The organism is Streptomyces tirandamycinicus, assembly GCF_003097515.1.
In the GTDB taxonomy this organism is placed as follows: Bacteria; Actinomycetota; Actinomycetes; order Streptomycetales; family Streptomycetaceae; genus Streptomyces; species Streptomyces tirandamycinicus.
The window spans coordinates 2,540,676-2,559,799 of sequence record NZ_CP029188.1 but is presented as its reverse complement, the minus strand read 5'-3'; the positions used below and the strand labels follow the sequence as shown (position 1 = coordinate 2,559,799).

Annotated in this window: 17 protein-coding genes and 1 riboswitch; of the genes, 13 read left to right on the top strand and 4 right to left on the bottom strand. The window is 74.0% G+C overall.

The window, feature by feature from the left end; translation table 11 throughout:
• The first annotated feature begins 43 nt into the window (after positions 1–43).
• On the top strand, positions 44–1,255 hold the full coding sequence (locus tag DDW44_RS11265) for a glycoside hydrolase family 6 protein (RefSeq protein ID WP_108906334.1): 1,212 nt from the start codon (positions 44–46) through the stop codon (positions 1,253–1,255).
• On the opposite strand, the gene DDW44_RS11260 is transcribed toward DDW44_RS11265, so the two are convergent.
• Together DDW44_RS11260 and DDW44_RS11255 are read right to left on the bottom strand one after the other, a co-directional pair.
• A complete protein-coding gene (locus DDW44_RS11260) occupies positions 1,234–2,640 on the bottom strand; it encodes a uracil-xanthine permease family protein (protein ID WP_108906333.1) in 1,407 nt (468 codons plus the stop codon). The genes DDW44_RS11265 and DDW44_RS11260 overlap by 22 nt on opposite strands.
• A 138-nt stretch (positions 2,641–2,778) precedes the next feature.
• Positions 2,779–4,050 carry an MFS transporter gene (locus DDW44_RS11255; RefSeq protein ID WP_108906332.1) on the bottom strand — a complete coding sequence of 424 codons (1,272 nt, stop codon included), beginning with the start codon at positions 4,048–4,050 and terminating at the stop codon, positions 2,779–2,781.
• Between the two features lie 98 nt (positions 4,051–4,148).
• Between DDW44_RS11255 and DDW44_RS11250 the strand changes: the two genes are divergently transcribed.
• The 11 genes from DDW44_RS11250 to DDW44_RS11200 all read left to right on the top strand — a co-directional run bounded on the left by DDW44_RS11250 (position 4,149) and on the right by DDW44_RS11200 (position 14,431).
• Positions 4,149–5,315, top strand: a complete 1,167-nt coding sequence (locus DDW44_RS11250; RefSeq protein WP_108906331.1) for an ROK family transcriptional regulator — start codon at positions 4,149–4,151, stop codon at positions 5,313–5,315.
• Positions 5,316–5,504: 189 nt separating this feature from the next.
• Positions 5,505–5,635: riboswitch (FMN riboswitch) on the top strand.
• Between the two features lie 164 nt (positions 5,636–5,799).
• A complete protein-coding gene (gene ribD, locus DDW44_RS11245; protein WP_108906330.1) occupies positions 5,800–6,876 on the top strand; it encodes a bifunctional diaminohydroxyphosphoribosylaminopyrimidine deaminase/5-amino-6-(5-phosphoribosylamino)uracil reductase RibD in 1,077 nt (358 codons plus the stop codon).
• 2 nt (positions 6,877–6,878) lie between these two features.
• On the top strand, positions 6,879–7,496 hold the full coding sequence (locus DDW44_RS11240) for a riboflavin synthase (RefSeq protein WP_108906329.1): 618 nt from the start codon (positions 6,879–6,881) through the stop codon (positions 7,494–7,496).
• Positions 7,493–8,137, top strand: coding sequence for a nicotinamide mononucleotide transporter family protein (locus DDW44_RS11235; RefSeq protein WP_206307212.1), 645 nt, complete (start codon positions 7,493–7,495; stop codon positions 8,135–8,137). Before DDW44_RS11240 ends, DDW44_RS11235 begins: the two co-directional genes overlap by 4 nt.
• Positions 8,134–9,477, top strand: coding sequence for a bifunctional 3,4-dihydroxy-2-butanone-4-phosphate synthase/GTP cyclohydrolase II (locus tag DDW44_RS11230; RefSeq protein ID WP_017949543.1), 1,344 nt, complete (start codon positions 8,134–8,136; stop codon positions 9,475–9,477). Before DDW44_RS11235 ends, DDW44_RS11230 begins: the two co-directional genes overlap by 4 nt.
• A 62-nt stretch (positions 9,478–9,539) precedes the next feature.
• The gene (gene ribH, locus DDW44_RS11225; protein ID WP_017949544.1) at positions 9,540–10,025 is read left to right on the top strand and encodes a 6,7-dimethyl-8-ribityllumazine synthase; all 486 of its coding nucleotides are present in this window, start codon (positions 9,540–9,542) and stop codon (positions 10,023–10,025) included.
• A 33-nt stretch (positions 10,026–10,058) separates the two neighbouring features.
• Positions 10,059–10,331, top strand: coding sequence for a phosphoribosyl-ATP diphosphatase (locus DDW44_RS11220; protein WP_017949545.1), 273 nt, complete (start codon positions 10,059–10,061; stop codon positions 10,329–10,331).
• Positions 10,332–10,423: 92 nt separating this feature from the next.
• Positions 10,424–11,272, top strand: coding sequence for an ATP phosphoribosyltransferase (gene hisG, locus DDW44_RS11215; RefSeq protein ID WP_017949546.1), 849 nt, complete (start codon positions 10,424–10,426; stop codon positions 11,270–11,272).
• A gap of 25 nt (positions 11,273–11,297) precedes the next feature.
• Positions 11,298–11,750 (top strand): PH domain-containing protein, encoded by a 453-nt coding sequence (locus tag DDW44_RS11210; protein ID WP_108906328.1) that lies wholly within the window; start codon positions 11,298–11,300, stop codon positions 11,748–11,750.
• A gap of 186 nt (positions 11,751–11,936) precedes the next feature.
• Positions 11,937–13,280, top strand: a complete 1,344-nt coding sequence (locus DDW44_RS11205; protein WP_108906327.1) for a hemolysin family protein — start codon at positions 11,937–11,939, stop codon at positions 13,278–13,280.
• Positions 13,277–14,431, top strand: a complete 1,155-nt coding sequence (locus DDW44_RS11200; protein WP_108906326.1) for a hemolysin family protein — start codon at positions 13,277–13,279, stop codon at positions 14,429–14,431. The genes DDW44_RS11205 and DDW44_RS11200 overlap by 4 nt, the downstream gene beginning before the upstream one ends.
• Before the next feature lie 132 nt (positions 14,432–14,563).
• Here the strand turns inward: DDW44_RS11200 and DDW44_RS11195 are convergent, their stop codons facing one another.
• Together DDW44_RS11195 and DDW44_RS11190 are read right to left on the bottom strand one after the other, a co-directional pair.
• Positions 14,564–16,486 carry an AAA family ATPase gene (locus DDW44_RS11195; RefSeq protein ID WP_018892437.1) on the bottom strand — a complete coding sequence of 641 codons (1,923 nt, stop codon included), beginning with the start codon at positions 16,484–16,486 and terminating at the stop codon, positions 14,564–14,566.
• 370 nt (positions 16,487–16,856) lie between these two features.
• Positions 16,857–17,483 carry a uridine kinase family protein gene (locus tag DDW44_RS11190; RefSeq protein ID WP_018892436.1) on the bottom strand — a complete coding sequence of 209 codons (627 nt, stop codon included), beginning with the start codon at positions 17,481–17,483 and terminating at the stop codon, positions 16,857–16,859.
• 173 nt (positions 17,484–17,656) lie between these two features.
• Between DDW44_RS11190 and DDW44_RS11185 the strand changes: the two genes are divergently transcribed.
• Complete coding sequence (locus tag DDW44_RS11185) at positions 17,657–19,015, top strand: peptidase C39 family protein (protein WP_108906325.1); 1,359 nt, start codon at positions 17,657–17,659, stop codon at positions 19,013–19,015.
• Positions 19,016–19,124: the final 109 nt, after the last annotated feature.

Genomic DNA, 19,124 nt, shown 5'->3' with positions numbered 1-19,124 from the left:
GAACGCCACGGGCGCCGCGGCCAGGGGGAGGGGAGCACAGCGCATGTCAGGCGTACCCGATCGGCGCCGGGAGGAACGGAACGGGCGGCGCCTCGCGGCCGGCCGCGGCGTGATGACCACGGCGGCCTCCGCGGTGGTGGCACTGGGAGCCGTCGCCGGGCTGATGTCGGCCGCCGATCGCGGCGGCGAGGACGACACGGCACGGCCCGAGGTGAGGAGTTCGCCCGTGACCGTCCCGCTGCCCGCCCGCCCGAGCCACCCGCCGCCCGCGCCCGCGGAACCGTCGGGACCGGCGGAACCATCCGGGCCGCCGCCCTCGCCCGGGCGGTCGGCGGCTCCCGCGCCCGCCTCGCCGGCGAGCCGCCCGGCACCGCGCACCGGGCCGGAGGCCGCCGCCGGCCCGCTCCACCGCCATCCCCGGTCCCAGGTCCTGGACTGGGTGCGGAAGCACCGTGACGACCCCCGCAGGCCGCTGATCGAGTCGCGGATCGCCGCGCACCCCGCCGCGGTGTGGTTCCCGGAGCACGATCCCGGCCGGATCGCGGGCCAGGTGCGGGCGGTGACCGCCGGCGCCGCCGCGGCGGGCCGGGTGCCGGTACTGGTGCCGTACGCGATCCCGGACCGGGACTGCGGTGGCGCCTCCCAGGGCGGCGCGCCGGACCTGGCCGCGTACGACGCCTGGACCGGGGAGTTCGCCGCCGGTCTCGGCGACGGACCGGTCATCGTGATCCTCGAGCCCGACTCGATCGCGCTCTCGGGCTGTCTGTCCGACGGCGTTCGGGCGGCCCGCTACGCCTCGCTGGCCCGGGCGGCGCGCACCATGAAGGCCGCCAACCCCCGGGCGAGGGTGTACTTCGACGCCGGTCACTCGGGGTGGCACCCGGCGGCGAGGCAGGCGGCCGAGCTGCGCGCCGCGGGCGCCGCCACCAGCGGCGACGGCATCTTCACCAACGTCTCCAACTTCCACCGCACCGGCGACGAGGTGCGCTACGCGCGCCGGGTGCTGGAGGCCCTCGGCGGGCCCCCGGGACTGGGCGCCGTCATCGACACCAGCCGCAACGGCAACGGCGCGCCGGAGCAGGGCGCCTGGTGCGATCCGCCCGGCCGCGCCCTGGGCCGGACCCCGACCACCGGGACGGGGGAGGCCCGGATCGACGCCTACCTGTGGGTGAAGCTGCCCGGGGAGTCGGACGGGTGCAGGGGCGCCGCGGGCACCTTCACCCCGGACTACGCCTATGAGCTGGCGACCGGCTGACCGCCGCCGCCGTCGCCCTCGTCGTACGCGGAGGTGCCCGCGTCCAGCAGCGGCTCCTGCGGCTTCATATGGGCGGGGGCGAAGGCGCGCAGTACGTGGTAGCCGGTGATGACGACGATGGTGCCGAGGGCGATACCGCCGAGTTCGAAGTTCTCGCCGAACTTCAGGCTGACGCCGCCGACGCCGATGATGATGCCCGCGGCGGCCGGGACGAGGTTCAGCGGATTGCGCAGGTCCACCTTGGCGTTGATCCAGATCTGCGCGCCGAGCAGGCCGATCATTCCGTACAGGATGACCGTGATGCCGCCGAGCACACCGCCCGGGATGGCGGCGACGACCGCACCGAACTTCGGGCAGAGGCCGAAGAGCAGCGCGAAGAGCGCGGCCGCCCAGTAGGCGGCCGTCGAGTACACGCGGGTGGCGGCCATGACGCCGATGTTCTCCGAGTACGTGGTGTTCGGCGGGCCGCCCACCGCGCTCGAGAGCATCGACGCGGCGCCGTCGGCGGCGATGGCGGTGCCCAGCTTGTCGTCGAGCGGGTCCCCGATCATTTCGCCGACGGCCTTCACATGACCGGCGTTCTCCGCGATCAGGGCGATGACCACGGGCAGCGCGACGAGGATCGCCGACCACTCGAACGCGGGTGCGTGGAAGGCGGGGAGGCCGATCCACTCGGCCTCCCCGACGCCCGACAGGTCGAGCCGCCAGTGGTCGACGGCCTCCGCGCCGCCCACCGGGGAGTGGATCTTCCCGAGGATCCGGTCGAGGAGCCAGGAGACGCCGTACCCGAAGAGCAGCCCCAGGAAGATCGCGACACGTGACCAGAAGCCGCGCAGGCACACCACGGCCAGGCCGGTGAACAGCATGGTGAGCAGCGCGGTCCACTGGTCCTGCGGCCAGTACGTCGCGGCCGTGACCGGTGCCAGGTTGAAGCCGATGAGCATGACCACGGCGCCGGTGACGATCGGCGGCATCGCGGTGTGGATGATCCGGGCGCCGAAGCGCCGCACGGCGAGGCCCGCGAGGAAGAGCACCGCGCCGACCACGAGGATCGCGCCGGTGATGGTGGCGCTGTCGCCGCCGGTGGCCCGGATGGTCGCGGCCACGCCGACGAACGACAGCGAGCAGCCCAGATAGCTGGGGATCCGGCCGCGGGTCGCGAGCAGGAAGATCATCGTCGCGATGCCGGACATCATGATGGCCAGGTTGGGGTCCAGCCCCATCAGCACCGGTGCCACGAACGAGGCCCCGAACATGGCCACCACGTGCTGGGCGCCGAGACCTGCCGTACGCGGCCACGAAAGGCGCTCGTCGGGCCGTACGACCGCGCCCGGAGCGGGGGTCCGTCCGTCGCCGTGCAGGCTCCAGCGCACGCCGAGGTTCATGCGGGCTCCAGGTGAGAGGGGGGTGGTGATCGGCGCCCATCGTACGAGGAACGCGAAGCCCCGCTTCCTCCCGCCGGGGCGGTCCGGGGAGGTCCGGGGCGCGCTCCGGGCGCCGCGGCCCGCGGCAGGGCCCCCGCGCTACGCCCGGAGGTCCGGCGCCGTCCCGGGCGCCGGACGCTGCCCACCGGCCGCCCCGAGGGACCCGGGCGCCCCGGGCGACGCGGGCACCCCGGACGCCCCCGCTGCCGCGCCCCGGCCGCTGCCCCGCAGCACCCCCGCCCCCAGCACCAGCCCGGACGCGAGCACCGTCACCAGCCCGAACGACACCACCAGCGAGGTCAGATCGGCGATCCCGCCGATCGCGGAAGGGGCGATCAGCCCCGACGTGTAGGTGATCGTCGCCACTCCCGCGATGGACAGGCTCGGGTTCGTCCCGCTGCGCCCGGCCGCCGCGAACGCCAGCGGCACCACCACGGCGACACCGAGGCCGATGCAGCCGAACCCCGCCATCGCGGCCGCCGGGTGGGGCGCCAGGACCACCAGCACTCCTCCGGCGGTCGCCAGCACCCCGCCGACGCGGACCGTGCGGACCGGGCCGAACCGGTCCACGACACGGTCGCCGGCCAGCCGTGCCACCGCCATGGTCAGCGCGAACGCCGTGGTGGACGCGGCGGCGAGGCCGGCGGAGGCGCCCAGTGCGTCCCGCAGGTACACCGCCGACCAGTCCAGACTCGCGCCCTCGGCGAACACCCCGCAGAAGCCGATCGCGCCGATGACCACCGCGGACTTCGGCGGCAGCGCGAACCGCGGCGGCTTCTCGCCCGCCGAGCCGCGCAGGTCGAGGACCCCCTGGCAGGCCAGCAGCCCGGCCGCCGTCAGCACGGCGGACGCGAGCAGATGGTGGAGCCGCGCGTCGGTGCCGAGGTGCGCGGCGACCGTGCCCGCCGCCGAGCCGAGGAGTGCGCCCGCACTCCACATCCCGTGCAGGCCGGACATGATCGAGCGGTCCAGCCGGTTCTCCACCTCGACCCCGAGGGCGTTCATGGCGACGTCGGACATCCCGGCGGTGGCGCCGTACACGAACAGCGCGGCGCACAGGGCGTACACGTCGGGGGCGAGTGCCGGGAGGACCAGGGACAGCGTCCACAGCGACAGCAGCCCGCGCAGCGCGGTGCGTGCCCCGTACCGATGGCTGACAGCTCCGGCGAGGGGCATCGCGAGGGACGCGCCGACGGCGGGGAAGGCGAGGGCCAGTCCCAGCTGCCCCGCACCAACGCCCGCGTGGTCCTGGATCCAGGGGATGCGGGTGGCGAAGCTGCCGGTCACCGCGCCGTGCACACAGAAGACGGCGGCGACGGACCAGCGCGCCCGGGTCAGCCGTCGCCTGTCGCAGGCCGTCTCCGTCGGCATCGAGCCGCCCTCCCCGTCGGTCGTGGTGTCCGCGTAAACTATCAGGAACCCTGCCTGATAAATAGCGCCGGGCGGAGGGGATCTGGAAGGATTCCGGCATGCCCGCATCCCCCAGCACCGCCCGGGCCATCAACGACCGCCTCGCGCTCCGACTGCTGCAGCAGGAGGGCCCGTTGACGGCAGGCCAGCTGAAGACGCTCACCGGACTCTCCCGGCCCTCCGTCGCGGACCTGGTGGAACGGCTCCAGGAGTCCGGTCTGGTCCGGGTCGTCGGAGAGGCCGGCGAGCAGCGGCGCGGACCCAACGCCCGGCTGTACGGGATCGCCGCCGACCGCGCCCATCTGGCGGCCCTCGACGTCCGCACCCAGGGCCTCACCGTGGTGGTCGCCGATCTGGTGGGCGCGACCCTGGCCGAGGCGACGCTGCCCATCGGCAGCGACACGGGCACGGAGCCGGCCGTCGAGCAGGCCGTGGCCCTGCTGGAGGGCACCGCCCGGGAGGCCGGCGTCACGCGCCTGCACCGCGTCGGCATAGGCGCGCCCGGGCTGATCGATCCGGTCACCGGGGAGCTGCGCGACTCCACCGAGCTGCCCGCCTGGCACCGCAGCCTCGTCGCCGCCCTCCAGCAACGCCTCCCGGGGACCGTGCTCGTGGAGAACGAGACCAATCTGGCCGCCGTCGCCGAGCAGCGCCTCGGCGCCGCCCGCGGCCTGGACGACTTCGTGCTGCTCTGGCTCGGCCAGGGGGTCGGCGCCGCCGTCGTCCTCGGCGGTGCGCTGCGGCGGGGCGCCTCGGGCGGCGCCGGGGAGATCGGATTCCTGCCGGTGCCGGGAACCGGCGGGCTGCCGTCCGCGACCCGCTGCGACGCCGGTTTCCACGCGCTGGCGGGTGCGGCGGCGGTCCGGCGGCTGGCCTTGCTCCACGGCGTCGGAGGCGAGGCCGAGGAAGCGGTACGGGCCGCGGCGGTGGGGGAGCGCCCGGGCGGGCGGGGCGACGCCTTCCTCGACGCCCTCGCCGGGCAGCTGGCCGTGGGTGCGGCCGCGGTCGCCGCCGTGCTGGACCCCGGCTGCGTGGTGCTCGGCGGGGAGATCGGGTACGCCGGCGGTGCGGCGCTCGCCGCCCGGGTGGAGGCGCGACTGGCGGCCCTGTCGCCGCTGCGCACGGGGATCCGGCCGACGGAGCTGGGCGGCGAGGCGGTGCTGAGGGGCGCGCTGCTCGCGGCGCGGGACGCGGCGCAGGCCGAGCTCTTCGCGCCCGCGCCCTGACGCGGCGCCGGTTCCGCACGGCCGCGCCGTGCCCCCGGGCCACCGGCGGCGGGTGGGGCCGTCCGGCACCACGGGGCGCCCGCCGCGCGCGGGCCCGCCGGCTCGCCGCCGGGTCGCTGTGAGCCAGCACACAGGAGTTCACCCGTATGGCCCGGTGGTGCTCATGGCACACTGGCCCTGTATCAGCAGCAGCGCACTCCGGGGTCGGTGCAATTCCGAACCGGCGGTTACAGTCCGCGACCCGTCCGCAGCCAGCGGCCGGTTGACCAGGTGAAACTCCTGGACCGACGGTGAAAGTCCGGATGGGAGGCAGTGCGCGGCGGGCGGCCCTCGCGGTCCGCCGGCCGTAGCGGCTGGTCGTTCTCGAGAGGTGTTCCCGAGGACGACCGGAACCGTGGACGCCGGTGTTTCCCGAGGTGTTGCTCCGCTTCTCTGTCGACATCGACAGCCCCGGAGTCCGTGCCCGAAGAGGCAGGAGGACCCGGTGGCCACCGCAGCCGACACGCACGCCATGCGCCGAGCCGTCGCGCTCGCCGCCCGCGGTCTCGGCTCCACCAGCCCCAACCCGGTCGTCGGGTGCGTCATCACCGACGCGTCCGGGCGCCGTGTCGGCGAGGGCTTCCACCAGCGGGCCGGCGGACCCCACGCGGAGATCCACGCCCTCCGGGAAGCGGGCGGGCACGCCCGCGGCGGCACCGCGTACGTCACCCTCGAACCCTGCAACCACACCGGTCGCACCGGCCCCTGCGCCCAGGCCCTGACCGAGGCCGGGATCGCCCGGGTCGTGTACGCGGTCGCCGACCCCAACCCGCAGGCCACCGGTGGTGCCGACACCCTGCGCGCGGCCGGTGTCCAGGTCGAGCGGGGTCTTCTGGAGGAGGAGGCGGAAGCGGGCAACACCGCCTGGCTCACCTCCGTGCGCCTCGGCCGCCCCTACGTCGTCTGGAAGTACGCCGCCACCCTCGACGGCCGGGTCGCCGCCGCCGACGGGACCAGCCGCTGGATCAGCTCCCCCGAGTCCCGGGCCGACGTCCACCGGCTGCGCGCCGAGGCCGACGCGGTGGTCGTCGGCTCCGGTACCGCCCGCGCCGACGACCCCCATCTCGCGGTCCGCGGCATCGACGGCGCCACCCAGCCGCTGCGGGTGGTGCTCGACACCGAAGCCCGGGCCGTGCGGCCGGGCGCGCGCGTCCTGGACGACGCCGCTCCCACCCTCGTCGCCGTCGCCGAGGACGCCGAGACCGGCCTCCCCGGCGTTCTCCGGCTGCCCCGGACCGGCCGCGGGCTGTCCGTGCCCGCCCTCCTCGAAGCGCTGTACGCGCGCGGAGTCCGGTCCGTGCTCCTCGAGGGCGGCCCCACCCTCGCCGGGTCCTTCGTCGCCGCGGGCGCCGTCGACCGGGTTGTCGGCTACCTCGCCCCCGTACTGCTCGGCGCGGGCCCCACGGCCCTCGCCGAGGCCGGAATCACCACCATCACCGAGGCGTTGCGGCTCGACGTGGCTGAGTCGGTGCGTCTCGGCCCCGATCTGCGCATCACCGCCACCGTCCCCAAGGGAGCCTGACAGTGTTCACCGGAATCGTCGAAGAGCTGGGGGAGGTCACCGCTGTGGAGAACCTCGGCGACGGCTCCCGCTTCCGACTGCGCGGCCCCGTCGTCACCGAGGGGGCCAAGCACGGCGACTCCATCGCCGTCAACGGCGTCTGCCTCACCGTCGTGGAGACCGCCGGCGGCGAGTTCACCGCCGACGTCATGGCCGAGACCCTGAAGCGCTCCAGCCTGGGCGCGCTCGCCCCCGGCTCCCCGGTCAACCTGGAGCGGCCGATGGTCGCCGACGGGCGCTTCGGAGGGCACATCGTCCAGGGGCACGTCGACGGCACGGGCGTGATCGTCGAGCGGACCCCCTCCGAGCACTGGGAGGTCGTCAAGGTCTCCCTCCCGGCGGAACTCTCCCGGTACGTCGTGGAGAAGGGCTCCATCACCGTCGACGGAGTCAGCCTCACCGTCGTCGACGCCGCCCGCGACCACTTCACCGTCAGCCTGATCCCGACCACCCTCGCGCTGACCACGCTCGGCTCCAAGCAGCCCGGCGACCCGGTCAACCTGGAGGTCGACATCATCGCCAAGTACGTCGAGCGGATGCTCGGCGAGGGCTCCGGCCGTGCGGGGGAGACCGCCGAGTGAGCGCCGTCGACTGGCTGAACTCCGTGGCGTTCACCGCCGTCGGCCAGCCCATCAAGTGGTCCGACATGATCGGCAACGTGATCGGGCTGACCGCCCTCGCCCTCGGCTGGCGCCGTTCCCTGTGGACCTGGCCCGCCCAGTTCCTCTCCGGCCTCGTCCTCTTCGCCGCGTTCGCCCCCCATCTGACCGGCAGCGCTGGCAAGCAGGTGGTCGTGATGGCCGTGGCCGCCTGGGGCTGGTGGCAGTGGAGCCGGGGCCGCGATCAGGCCCAGGACGGCTCCATCGCCGTCCGCTTCGCCACCTGGCCCGAGCGCGGCCTGATGCTCGCCGTGGCCGCGCTCGGCACCGTCGCCGTCGCACTGCTCTTCACGGCCTACCCCACGCTGTCGTGGGACCCCTGGCCGGACGCGTACATCTTCGTCGGCACCCTCGTCGCCATGTACGCCCAGGCCCGCGGCATGGTCGAGTTCTGGTTCGCCTGGCTCCTGGTCGACATCGTCGGCGTGCCGCTGAACTTCGCCAACGGCTACGCGTTCTCCGGATTCGTCTACGTCATCTACGGCGCGCTCGTCCTGTGGGGCATGCGCGACTGGTGGCTCCGGTCCCGTACGACCCCTGCTCTGGAAGGAGCGGCAGCATGAGCGCCCGTACGTCTCCCACGACCGTCCTGCCGGACCCGGCCGGTCCGCTGGCCCCGCCGCCCTGGCTCCCGGCCGCCGCCGGCGGCGAGGAGGACCTCCGCCTCGATCCCGTCGAGCAGGCCGTCCGCGACATCGCCGCGGGCCGGCCCGTCGTGGTCGTCGACGACGAGGACCGCGAGAACGAGGGCGACCTCGTCATCGCCGCCGAGAAGGCGACGCCCGAGATCGTCGCGTTCATGATGAGCGAGTGCCGCGGGCTGATCTGCGCGCCCATGGAGGGCGAGGAGCTGGACCGCCTCGAGCTGCCCCAGATGGTGGCGCACAACACCGAGTCGATGAGCACGGCCTTCACCGTGTCCGTCGACGCCGGGCCCGCGCACGGCGTGACCACCGGCATCTCGGCCGCCGACCGCGCCGCCACCCTGCGGCTGCTCGCGGACGGCACCGCGGACGCGGCCGACTTCGTCCGCCCCGGCCATGTCTTCCCGCTGCGCGCACGGCCCGGCGGCGTCCTGGTGCGCCCCGGCCACACCGAGGCCGCTGTGGACCTCGCCCGGCTCGCCGGACTGCGCCCCGCCGGGGCGATCGTCGAGATCGCCGGCGAGGACGGCGTCATGCTGCGGCTGCCCGAACTGGTCCCGTTCGCCCGCAAGCACGGGCTCACGATCATCTCCATCGAGGACCTGATCGCCTACCGCCGCAGCGCCGAGCCGGCCGTCCGCCGCGAGGCCGAGGTCGTCCTGCCCACCGCGCACGGCGTGTTCACGGCCTACGGCTACCGCTCCACCGTGGACGGCGTCGAGCACGTCGCGCTCGTCCACGGCGAGATCGGCGACGGCGAGGACGTCCTGGTCCGCGTCCACTCCGAGTGCCTGACCGGCGACATCTTCCACTCGCTGCGCTGCGACTGCGGCCCCCAGCTTCGGGAGTCCATGGAGCGCGTCACCGAGGAGGGCCGCGGCGTCGTCGTCTACCTCCGCGGCCACGAGGGCCGGGGCATCGGACTGCTCTCCAAGCTCCGCGCGTACGAGCTGCAGGAACGCGGCCGTGACACGCTGGACGCCAACCTCGAGCTGGGGCTCCCCGCCGACGCCCGGGACTACGCCGCGGGTGCCCGCATCCTGCACGACCTCGGGGTGCGCAGCCTCCGGCTGATGACCAACAACCCCGACAAGACCGCCGCCCTGGTGCGGCACGGCCTGAAGGTCCTCGACCGGGTGGCCATGCCCGTGCAGGCCGGCGAGCACAACCTGACGTATCTGCGCACCAAGCGCGACCGCATGGGGCACGACCTGCCCTGGCTCGACCCCGTGCCGGCGTCGACCTGCGGCAACCAGTAAGCAGCTGAAACCGGCAAGTACAGGCCTGCGGCAACCAGCAGGAACCAGGAACGAGGAGACACGTGAGCGGCAAGGGCGCACCCGAACTGTCCGTACGCAACTGCGGAGACCTCCGCGTGGCCGTCATCGCGGCCCAGTGGCACGAGAAGATCATGGACGGGCTCGTCGACGGCGCCCTGCGCGCCCTGCACGAGCTGGGCATCGACGAGCCGACCCTGCTGCGGGTCCCCGGCAGCTTCGAGCTCCCCGTGGTCGCCAAGGTGCTGGCCGGACGCGGCTACGACGCCGTGGTGGCGCTCGGCGTCGTCATCCGCGGCGGCACGCCCCACTTCGACTACGTCTGCCAGGGCGTCACCCAGGGCCTGACCCAGGTCTCCGTCGACACCGGCGTCCCCGTCGGCTTCGGCGTGCTCACCTGCGACACCGAGGAGCAGGCGCTCGACCGGGCCGGTCTGGAGGGTTCGAGCGAGGACAAGGGGCACGAGGCGGTCACCGCCGCGGTGGCCACGGCGGCGACGCTGCGTTCAGTATCCGAACCCTGGCGCTGAGGAGGGCCCACTTCCGCGTAGGGTGGGACCACCATGTCCAAGAAGACGTTCGAGGAGCTCTTCGCCGAGCTCCAGCACAAGGCCGCCAACGGCGACCCCGCGACCTCCCGCACCGCCGAGCTGGTGGACAAGGGCGTCCACGCCATCGGCAAGAAGATCGTCGAGGAGGCGGCCGAGGTGTGGATGGCCGCCGAGTACGAGGGCGAGCAAGCCGCCGCCGAGGAGATCTCGCAGCTGCTGTACCACGTCCAGGTGATGATGGTCGCACGCGGGATCAGCCTCGACGACGTCTACGCCCATCTCTGAGCACACTCGTCCCGTACCACCCGCAGAACCCGCACCCGCCCGACCCGAACACCCCCACGCAAGCACCCACGCACCCGAAGGAAGCCCGTCTCATGCTGCGCATCGCCGTCCCCAACAAGGGTTCACTCTCCGGACCTGCGGGGGAGATGCTCCATGAGGCGGGCTATCTCCAGCGCAAGGACTCCAAGGAGCTCGTGCTGGTCGACCCCGAGAACGAGGTCGAGTTCTTCTACCTGCGCCCCCGCGACATCGCGATCTACGTCAGCTCGGGCCGCCTCGACATCGGCATCACCGGACGGGACCTGCTTCTGGACTCCGGCGCCAGCGCCGAGGAGATCCTCCAGCTCGGCTTCGCCCGCTCCACGTTCCGCTACGCCACCAAGCCCGGCACGGCCTCCGGTGTCGAGGAGTTCGGCGGGCTCACCATCGCCACCTCGTACGAGGGCATCGTCGCCAAGCACCTCGCGGACAAGGGCATCGACGCCTCCGTCGTCCACCTCGACGGGGCCGTGGAGACCGCGATCGAACTGGGCGTCGCCCAGGTCATCGCCGATGTCGTGGAGACCGGCACCAGCCTGCGCAACGCCGGCCTCGGCGTCGTCGGCGAGCCGATCATCACCTCCGAGGCCGTCGTCATCCGCCGTACCGGGGCCGACCCGGACGACCCCAAGGTGCAGCGGTTCCTCCGCCGACTCCAGGGCGTCCTGGTGGCCCGCTCCTACGTGATGATGGACTACGACTGCCGGGTCGAGCACCTGGAGCAGGCCGTCGCCCTCACCCCGGGCCTGGAGTCCCCGACCGTCTCCCCGCTGCACCACGAGGGCTGGGTCGCCGTCCGGGCGATGGTCCCGGCCAAGGAGGCGCAGCGGATCATGGACGACCTCTACCACCTCGGCGCCCGCGCGATCCTGACGACGGCGATCCACGCCTGCCGCCTCTGAGATCGGGACGGCACGGAGCATGTACATGGACCAGCAGGAGCCGCCCGCGCTCCCGGTGACCTTCAGGCCCACCCGCACCCGGGCGGTCCTGCTGTCCGTCGGGACCGTGATGTTCGCGGTGATCACCGCGGTCGCCGTCGCGCTGGAGCGGCTCAGCCCGGGGGAGCGGGTCAGCTTCGTCCTCACCGCGGTGCTGTTCTTCGCGGTGCTGGCGCTGCTCAGCCGCCCCAAGATCGTCGCCGACGAACGGGGCGTCACGGTCGTCAACCTGACCCGGACGCGGCGGCTGGAGTGGGCGGAGATCGTCCGCGTCAACCTCCGTCCGGGTGACCCCTGGGTGTTCCTCGATCTGAGTGACGGCACCAGCCTTCCGGCGCTCGGTATCCAGCCCGGAATCGCCCGCCACCACGCCATCCGCGACGCCCGCGCCCTGCGCCGGCTCGCCGAATCGCGAGGCACCGGCACCGGCGACCGCTGAGTCCCCCGCCCCTCGGGGCGTACTCGTGATTACTCTTGCCCCGGAGGCGCCCGGTGCGCCTCCGCCTCACACCGGTGGGCCGGCCACGGCCCGTGAGGCACCCCTGCGACCCGAGGAGTGACCCTCTCCGGCAATGGACGGATCGTCCGGTAGTACCTGCGCCGCCCCCTCCCAGGAGGCGGCGGCATGATCATCCCGCTACTGCTGCTGTGTGCGGCATTCCTGCTCATCCTCGCCAACGGATTCTTCGTGGCCGCCGAGTTCGGCCTGGTCACCGTGGAGCGCGCGGACGCCGAACGCGCGGCCGCCGAGGGCGACCGCCGCGCCGGGACCGTCGTCCGGGCCCTGCGCGAACTGTCGTTCCAGCTCTCCGGCACCCAGCTCGGCATCACCCTCACCTCCCTCGTCGTCGGCATGCTGGCCGAGCCCGCCCTCGCAGCACTGCTCGGCGGGCCGCTGACCGCCGCCGGGATTCCCTCCGCGGCCGTCCCGGGCGTCGCCGTCGTGATCGGCATGCTGCTCGCCTCCGCCGTCCAGATGGTGGTCGGCGAACTCGTGCCGAAGAACTGGGCCGTGTCGCGGCCGCTGCAGGTCGCCCGGTTCGTGGCCGGTCCGCAGTACCGCTTCTCGGCGGTGTTCCGGCCCGTGATCGCCCTCCTCAACGCCGTGGCCAACCATCTCGTCCGCGCGTTCGGCGTGGAGCCCACCGAGGAGCTGGCGTCCGCCCGCACCCCCGGGGAACTGGTCTCCCTGGCCCGGCACTCGGCCCGGGCCGGCGCCCTGGAGGAGGACACCGCGGACCTGTTCGTCAGGACCCTGTCGCTCGGCGGGCTCACCGCCCAGCATGTGATGACCCCCCGGGTGAAGATGAGCGCCCTGCACTCCGACGCGACCGCGGCGGACGTCCTCAACCTCACCCGCGGCACCGGTCTCTCCCGTTTCCCGGTCTACCGGGACCGCATCGACGAGATCGTCGGAATGGTCCACCTGAAGAACGCGCTGGCCGTGCCGGCCCACGAGCGGCCGCGTACGCCGGTCGGCCGGATCGCCGTGCCCCCGCTGCTGGTTCCCGAGACCCTGCCGGTGCGGCAGCTGCTCCGGCGGCTGCGCAGCGAGCAGCCGATCGCCGTCGTCGTCGACGAGTACGGCGGTACCGCCGGGGTCGTCACCCTGGAGGACATCGTCGAGGAGATCGTCGGCGAGGTCCTCGACGAGCACGACGCCGAGGCCGACGGCCGGCCCGAGCTGGCCCCCGCCCCGCCCGAGGACGGCAGGCCGGCCTGGGAGGCCGACGGCAGCTGCCGCGTCCTCACCCTGCGGCGGATAGGCCTGGACGTGCCCGACGGCCCGTACGAGACCGTCGCCGGTCTCGTCGCCGACCTCCTCGGCCGGATCCCGGCACCCGGCGACCGCGCGGAGCTGCCGGGCTGGCGGCTCTCGGTCCGCCGGGTCGACCGGTACCGCGCCGAACGGGTCAGACTGGTCCGCACGGCGAGCGTCCCCCAGGCCATGGCGGAGGCCGTCCGGTGAGCGTGCTGCAACTGCTGTTCGCGCTGCTCCTGGTGCTCGCCAACGGCTTCTTCGTCGGCGCGGAGTTCGCGCTCGTGTCGGTACGCCGCAGCCAGGTGGAACCACTCGCCGCCCAGGGCTCGTCCCGGGCCCGGCAGGTCCTGCACGGGCTTGAGAACCTGCCGCAGATGATGGCGGCGGCCCAGTTCGGCATCACCGTCTGCTCACTGACCCTGGGGGCAGTCGCCGAACCGACCGTGGCCCACCTGCTGGAGCCGGTGTTCCACGCCCTGAGGGTGCCCGAGACGCTGGTCCACCCGCTCGGTTACGTGATCGCCCTCGCCGCCGTCGTCTTCCTCCACCTCGTCGTCGGCGAGATGCTGCCCAAGAACCTGGCGATGGCCGCCCCGGAGCGGACCGCGCTCTGGCTCAGCCCCGCCCTGGTCGGCTTCGCCCGGCTGTGCCGCCCGGTGACCGCGGCGCTCGGCGCCTGCTCCCGGCTGGTGCTGAAGCTCTTCCGGGTCGAGCCGAAGGACGAGGTCGAGGCCGTCTTCACCAGCGACCAGCTGGGCCGGCTGGTCGAGGACGCCGGCCAGGCCGGACTGCTCGACCCGGAGGAGCAGGAGCGCCTCGAAGACGCCCTGGGGCTGGGCAGCCGTCCCGTGACGGACGTCCTGATCGCACGGTCCTCCCTGGTCACGGTGCCGCCCTCGGTGACACCGAGGGAGATCGAGCAGCTGACCGTCCGCACCGGCTACTCCCGGTTCCCCGTGCGCGGTGCGGGAGGCGACCGCTTCATGGGCTACCTCCACGTCAAGGACGTACTGGAACTCGAGGACGACGGGCGGGCCGTGCCGCAGCACGTCTGGCGCCCCATGGCCACGCTGCGGCCGGAACTGCCGCTCGACGACGCGCTCACCGTGATGCGCCGGGCGGCCGGCCACCTGGCCCAGGTCGCCGACGCGTCGGGGCGGGTTCTCGGGCTCGTCGCCCTGGAGGACGTCCTGGAGATGCTGGTGGGCGAGGTGCGCGACCCGGCTCACCGCCCGGTGCCTGCGGCCGCGTCCCCGCGGGACTCCGCCCGTACGGCTGCCCCGCGGGGCGGTCTGATGACCGATCCGCCGCACCAGCAGGACGTGCGCTCGCACCAGCCGAGCCCGAGCGGAGTCTGAGCCCGCGTCCGCGCACCCGCGGGGCTCACGATTCCCGCCCGGGGCGCGGACCCGTCCGGGGCGGGGACCCGTCCGCCGGGCGGCACCGGCTCGGTCCCGGGCCCGGCCGACCGCGCCCGGGACCGTCGGGGCTCACGGTCCGCCGGGGTCCTGAGGACCGCGGCCCCGCGGACCCCGGCCGGAGAGCACCTCCCCGTACGCCTGCATCAGATCCGGCAGCCGCAGCGTCGCCAGATCCTCCCGCGTCGGCGTGCCCGCGTACCCCGAGAGCCGCAGATCCCGGTAGGCGCAGCTCTTCTCGTACAGCGTGCGCAGGAAGCGGCCGTTGCCCAGCTCGTCGATCCAGCCCTGGTCCACCACATGGCCGCTGATCGACCGCAGCTCGTCGAGCGCCTCCTCGTCCCACAGGTCGCCGTTCGCCGCGGCGAGCACCTCGCCGATCGCGGTCAGCTCCAGCGGCCGGTACGAGGGGAAGTCGACCCGGGTGGTGAACCGCGAGGACAGCCCCGGGTTGGTGGCCAGCAGCCGGTCCATGCCCTCGGGGTAGCCGGCGAGGATGACCACCAGATGGTCGCGGTTGTCCTCGGCCCGCTTCAGCAGCACCTGCAGCGCCTCGTCGCCGTACGCGTCGCCCTTGCTGTAGCCGGTGTTGGAGAGCGCGTACGCCTCGTCCACGAAGAGCACGCCGCCGAGCGCCGAGTCGATCAGCTCATTGGCCTTCACCGCGGTCTGCCCCAGGAACTCCCCGACCAGGTCGGAGCGCTGCGCCTCCACCAGATGGTCGCCGCCCAGCAGCCCGAGCGCGTAGAAGACCCGGCCGAGGATGCGGGCCACGGTCGTCTTGCCGGTGCCGGAGGGGCCGGAGAAGACGAAGTGCCGCTTCGGGGGCTGGACGGGCAGACCCTGCCCGGCCCGCAGCCTGGCCATGTTCAGCTGCGCGGAGAGCGCTTTCACCTGCCGCTTCACCGGCTCCAGGCCCACCATCCGCTCCAGCTCCGCGAGCGCTTCGGCGAGCAGCACCGGATCGGTGGGCCCGGACGGGAACGCGGGTGCGGCGCGGGAGGGGTTACCGGACTTCTCGCGCGCCCGGTCGGCCGGGCCCGCGGCGGCCGGGACCGGCGCCGCGAACGGCGGCTGGGGGTCGCCGGCGTAGCGCGGTTCGGGCACGAAGGGAGGTTCCCCCTCGGCCGGCGGGGGGTCCGCGGCCTCCTGACCCACGCCCGCCCCGGCGCCCGCCAGCGAGACGGCCGCCAGTCCCGCGGCCTCGTCCGCGCCGTCGATGCCGTCGATGCCGTCGTAGTCGTTGATCGCGGCGAGCCGCGCCGAGGTGTCCATGAACGCCGGATCCACCCGGTGCACGGCCCGGTACAGCGGCAGCGCCGCCGCGCTGCGGCCGGTGCCCTCGTGGGCCCGCGCCAGCCAGTAGCGGAGTTCCTTGCGCTGGGGCTGCTCGCTGCGGCAGCGCATCAGCGCCGCGGCCAGCATCGGCTCCGCCTGCCGGTACATCTCCAGCCGGACCCGGGCCATACCTGCGAACAGGCCCGCCTCGATCCCGAGCAGCGGGTCGTCGACGAGCGGTTCGGTGTGCCGCACCAACTGCTCCCAGTCCTTGACCAGGTACGCCCGGCACGCGTGCAGGAACCGGACCTGCGGATCGGCGTCGACCGGCGGCAGTCCGGCGAGCGCCCGGTCCAGCTCCGGCACATGGCGTCCGTCGAGCCAGTGCGAGGCGTGCGCGAGCAGGAGGTCGCGCGGGCTCTCCAGCACGGGCTGCACCCACCAGCCGAGCCAGTACCAGGAGTTCAGCGTGCGGCGGTGCCGGGCCCGCTGCTCGCCGAAGCGCTCCCGGTTGCGGTACATCCGCAGCAGCGCGGTGGTGGTGTCCGCGCGCAGGGCGTGCAGTCCGAGCCAGCCGTCGGCCATCCCGGGGTCGATCCGGACCGCGGCTCGGAACTCCTCCTCGGCCTGCGGGTACGCCCCCACCGTGTAGGCGTCCACGCCGCGCACCCAGGCGAGGTCGGCCGGGGCCGGTGAGCCCTGCGTGCCGATGTCCATCCGGTCCCCCACATACCTGCCCCCGTGCTGTCCGCCGGGCGGATGCCCGGCGGAGCGTGCCGAACCACCGTGTCGTGGACGGGAATTGACCGCACCGGAGTGCATGGTACCCGGGCGCGGGGCGGCTGATTAAGGGCGCGTGGGCATGGGGTGAACGGTGACCCTGGGTGAGCGTGGAGTGCCGGAAGGGTGCCGGGGGGAAGCTGCCGAGGGCAGAACGAAGCCCCCGATCACGGGGGAACAACCGGGGGCTTCGCGTCCGGGCGGCTCCGAAAAGCCGCACATTGAGAACGTAAGACCTGTAAGGGCCCTGGGTCAAGCAGAGTTGGCGCACCCGGCGGGGTGGATTCCCGGCTGCTCGGTACGCCGGTCAGCCGGGGTCACGCTGGGTGAGGAAATGGTTCGCCCCTGCTGTCGCGCCCGGTCCCGGCAGCCACTCGTACCCCTCGGGAGACTCGCGTATCAGGGTGTCGGCGAAAGGCCGCGAGGGGTCGTCCGCGAAGTGGCGGCTCTCGGCCGTGGTCCAGTCGTCCCAGAAGCCCGCGAGCTCCGGCCCGTCCCGGTGCCGGCCGCGTATCCACGACTCCCGGGAGCCCCGCTCCATCCACAGCAGCCCGGCCAGATGGGGCCGCAGCGCCCGGCGGCCCGCGCCCACGCCCTCGACCAGGACGAGCGGCGCGGCGGGCAGGCGGCGCGGAGTCCCGAAGCGGCGCAGATTCCAGTCGTACGGGTGATAGAGCGCGCTGTCCCCCCGGGACCACGGGCCGATCACCTGGTCAAGCAAACGGCCGGTCCAGGAGAACAGTTCGTCGTGGGTCGCGAGGTCGTCGAGGCGGAGCACCGGTGCCCCGCCGAGGGCTTCGGCGAGCACGCCCGCGAAGGTGCTCTTGCCGGAGCCCGCGTGGCCGTCCACGGCGATCAGCCGGACCGGGCCGCAGGACGGCGGCCGTGCGCGCAGTCCGGCGGCGGCGCGATCGAGTGGCAGGGGGCGGCTCATGGAGATCACCCTAACGGGGGTACCGGGACCCGCCGGGGGACCGTGGCAGGCCGTGCCGTCGGCCGGGACCGGTGCCGGTCGCGCCGACGCCCTGCGTGTCGTTGGCGGAAGCCGTCCCGGACCCGGGATAGTCGGCCCGGCGACGCGCCCCCGAGACCGCTTCCGGAGGTCCCATGAGCACCCCTGCCTCGCGCAGAACCGTACTCACCGCGGCACTGGCGGCCGCGGTCGGCGGCAGCGCCCTGCCCTCCGCCGGCCCCGCGGCCGGCGCCGGCGTCCCGGTCCCCGCCGCCCGGCCGGGCCCCCTGGTGGACAACCGCTTCTGGAACTCCGGCGCGGACTGGCGCAGCGGTGCGGGCGAGGGCACCCGCACCGCCGCGGGCGGCCGCCCGGCGCTGGTCGTCGGCGCCCCCGCGGGCCGTACGCGGTACCCGGACCCGCACACCGGCCGCACCACCGTCTGGGAGTACGCGAGGTGGACCTCGCCCGTGCACCGCACCCGGGTGGCCGCGACCGAGGTCATCGCCTCCTGGAACGCCCGCACGCCCGCCGGGACCTGGCTGCAGACCGAGCTGTCCGGCACCTACGACGACGGGGGCACCACCCCGTGGTTCGTCATGGGCCGCTGGGCGGCGGGCGACGCGGACATCCGGCGCACCTCCGTCGACGGTCAGACCGACGGCCGGAGCAGCGTCCGGACCGACACTCTCGCCGTGGACGACCCGGCGAGCGGACTGCGGCTGGTCTCCTACCGGCTCCGCCTGACCCTCCACCGCCGGCCGGGGACCGCGCTCACACCGTCCGTCTGGCGCGTCGGGGCCATGGCCTCGGACATCCCGGACCGCTTCACGGTGCCGGCCTCCACGCCCCGGGCCGCCCGTGAACTGGCGGTGCCGCGCTACTCGCAGAACACCCACATCGGCCGGTACCCCGAGTACGACAACGGCGGCGAGGCCTGGTGCAGCCCCGCCTCCTCGCAGATGGTCCTCGAGTACTGGGGCCGCGGGCCCACGCCCGAGGAACTGGCCTGGGTCGATCCCGACTTCACCGATCCCCAGGTCTGCCACGCGGCCCGCCACACCTACGACCACCAGTACGAGGGCTGCGGGAACTGGCCGTTCAACGCCGCCTACGCGGCCTCGTACCGCGACATGAACGCCGTGGTCACCAGGCTGGAGTCGCTCGACCGGCTGGAGTCGCTCGTCGAGGCGGGCATTCCCGCCGTCACCTCCCAGTCCTTCCTGAAGGGCGAACTGGCCGGCGCGGGCTACGGAACCTCGGGCCACCTGATGACCGTGATCGGCTTCACCCCCGGCGGGGACGTGATCGCGAACGATCCGGCCGCACCCACCAACGAGGCCGTCCGCCGGGTGTACCGGCGGGCGGAGTGGGAGAACATCTGGCTTCGCACCAAGCGCTACGACGCGAGCGGGAGAGTGGCCTCCGGCACAGGCGGGGTCTGCTACCTCTTCTGGCCCGAGCGGCCGACCGCCGCCCAGCGCAAGGCCCTCGCCGCCCTCGGCATCGACTGACGCGCCCCCGCCGCGCCGGGGACCGTGACCGGAGTCACTGACCCTGGGCGGCGCGGCTGGCACTGTGGCCGGGGCAGGTCCCCGCGCACCCCCCGACAGGGCGGGCGGG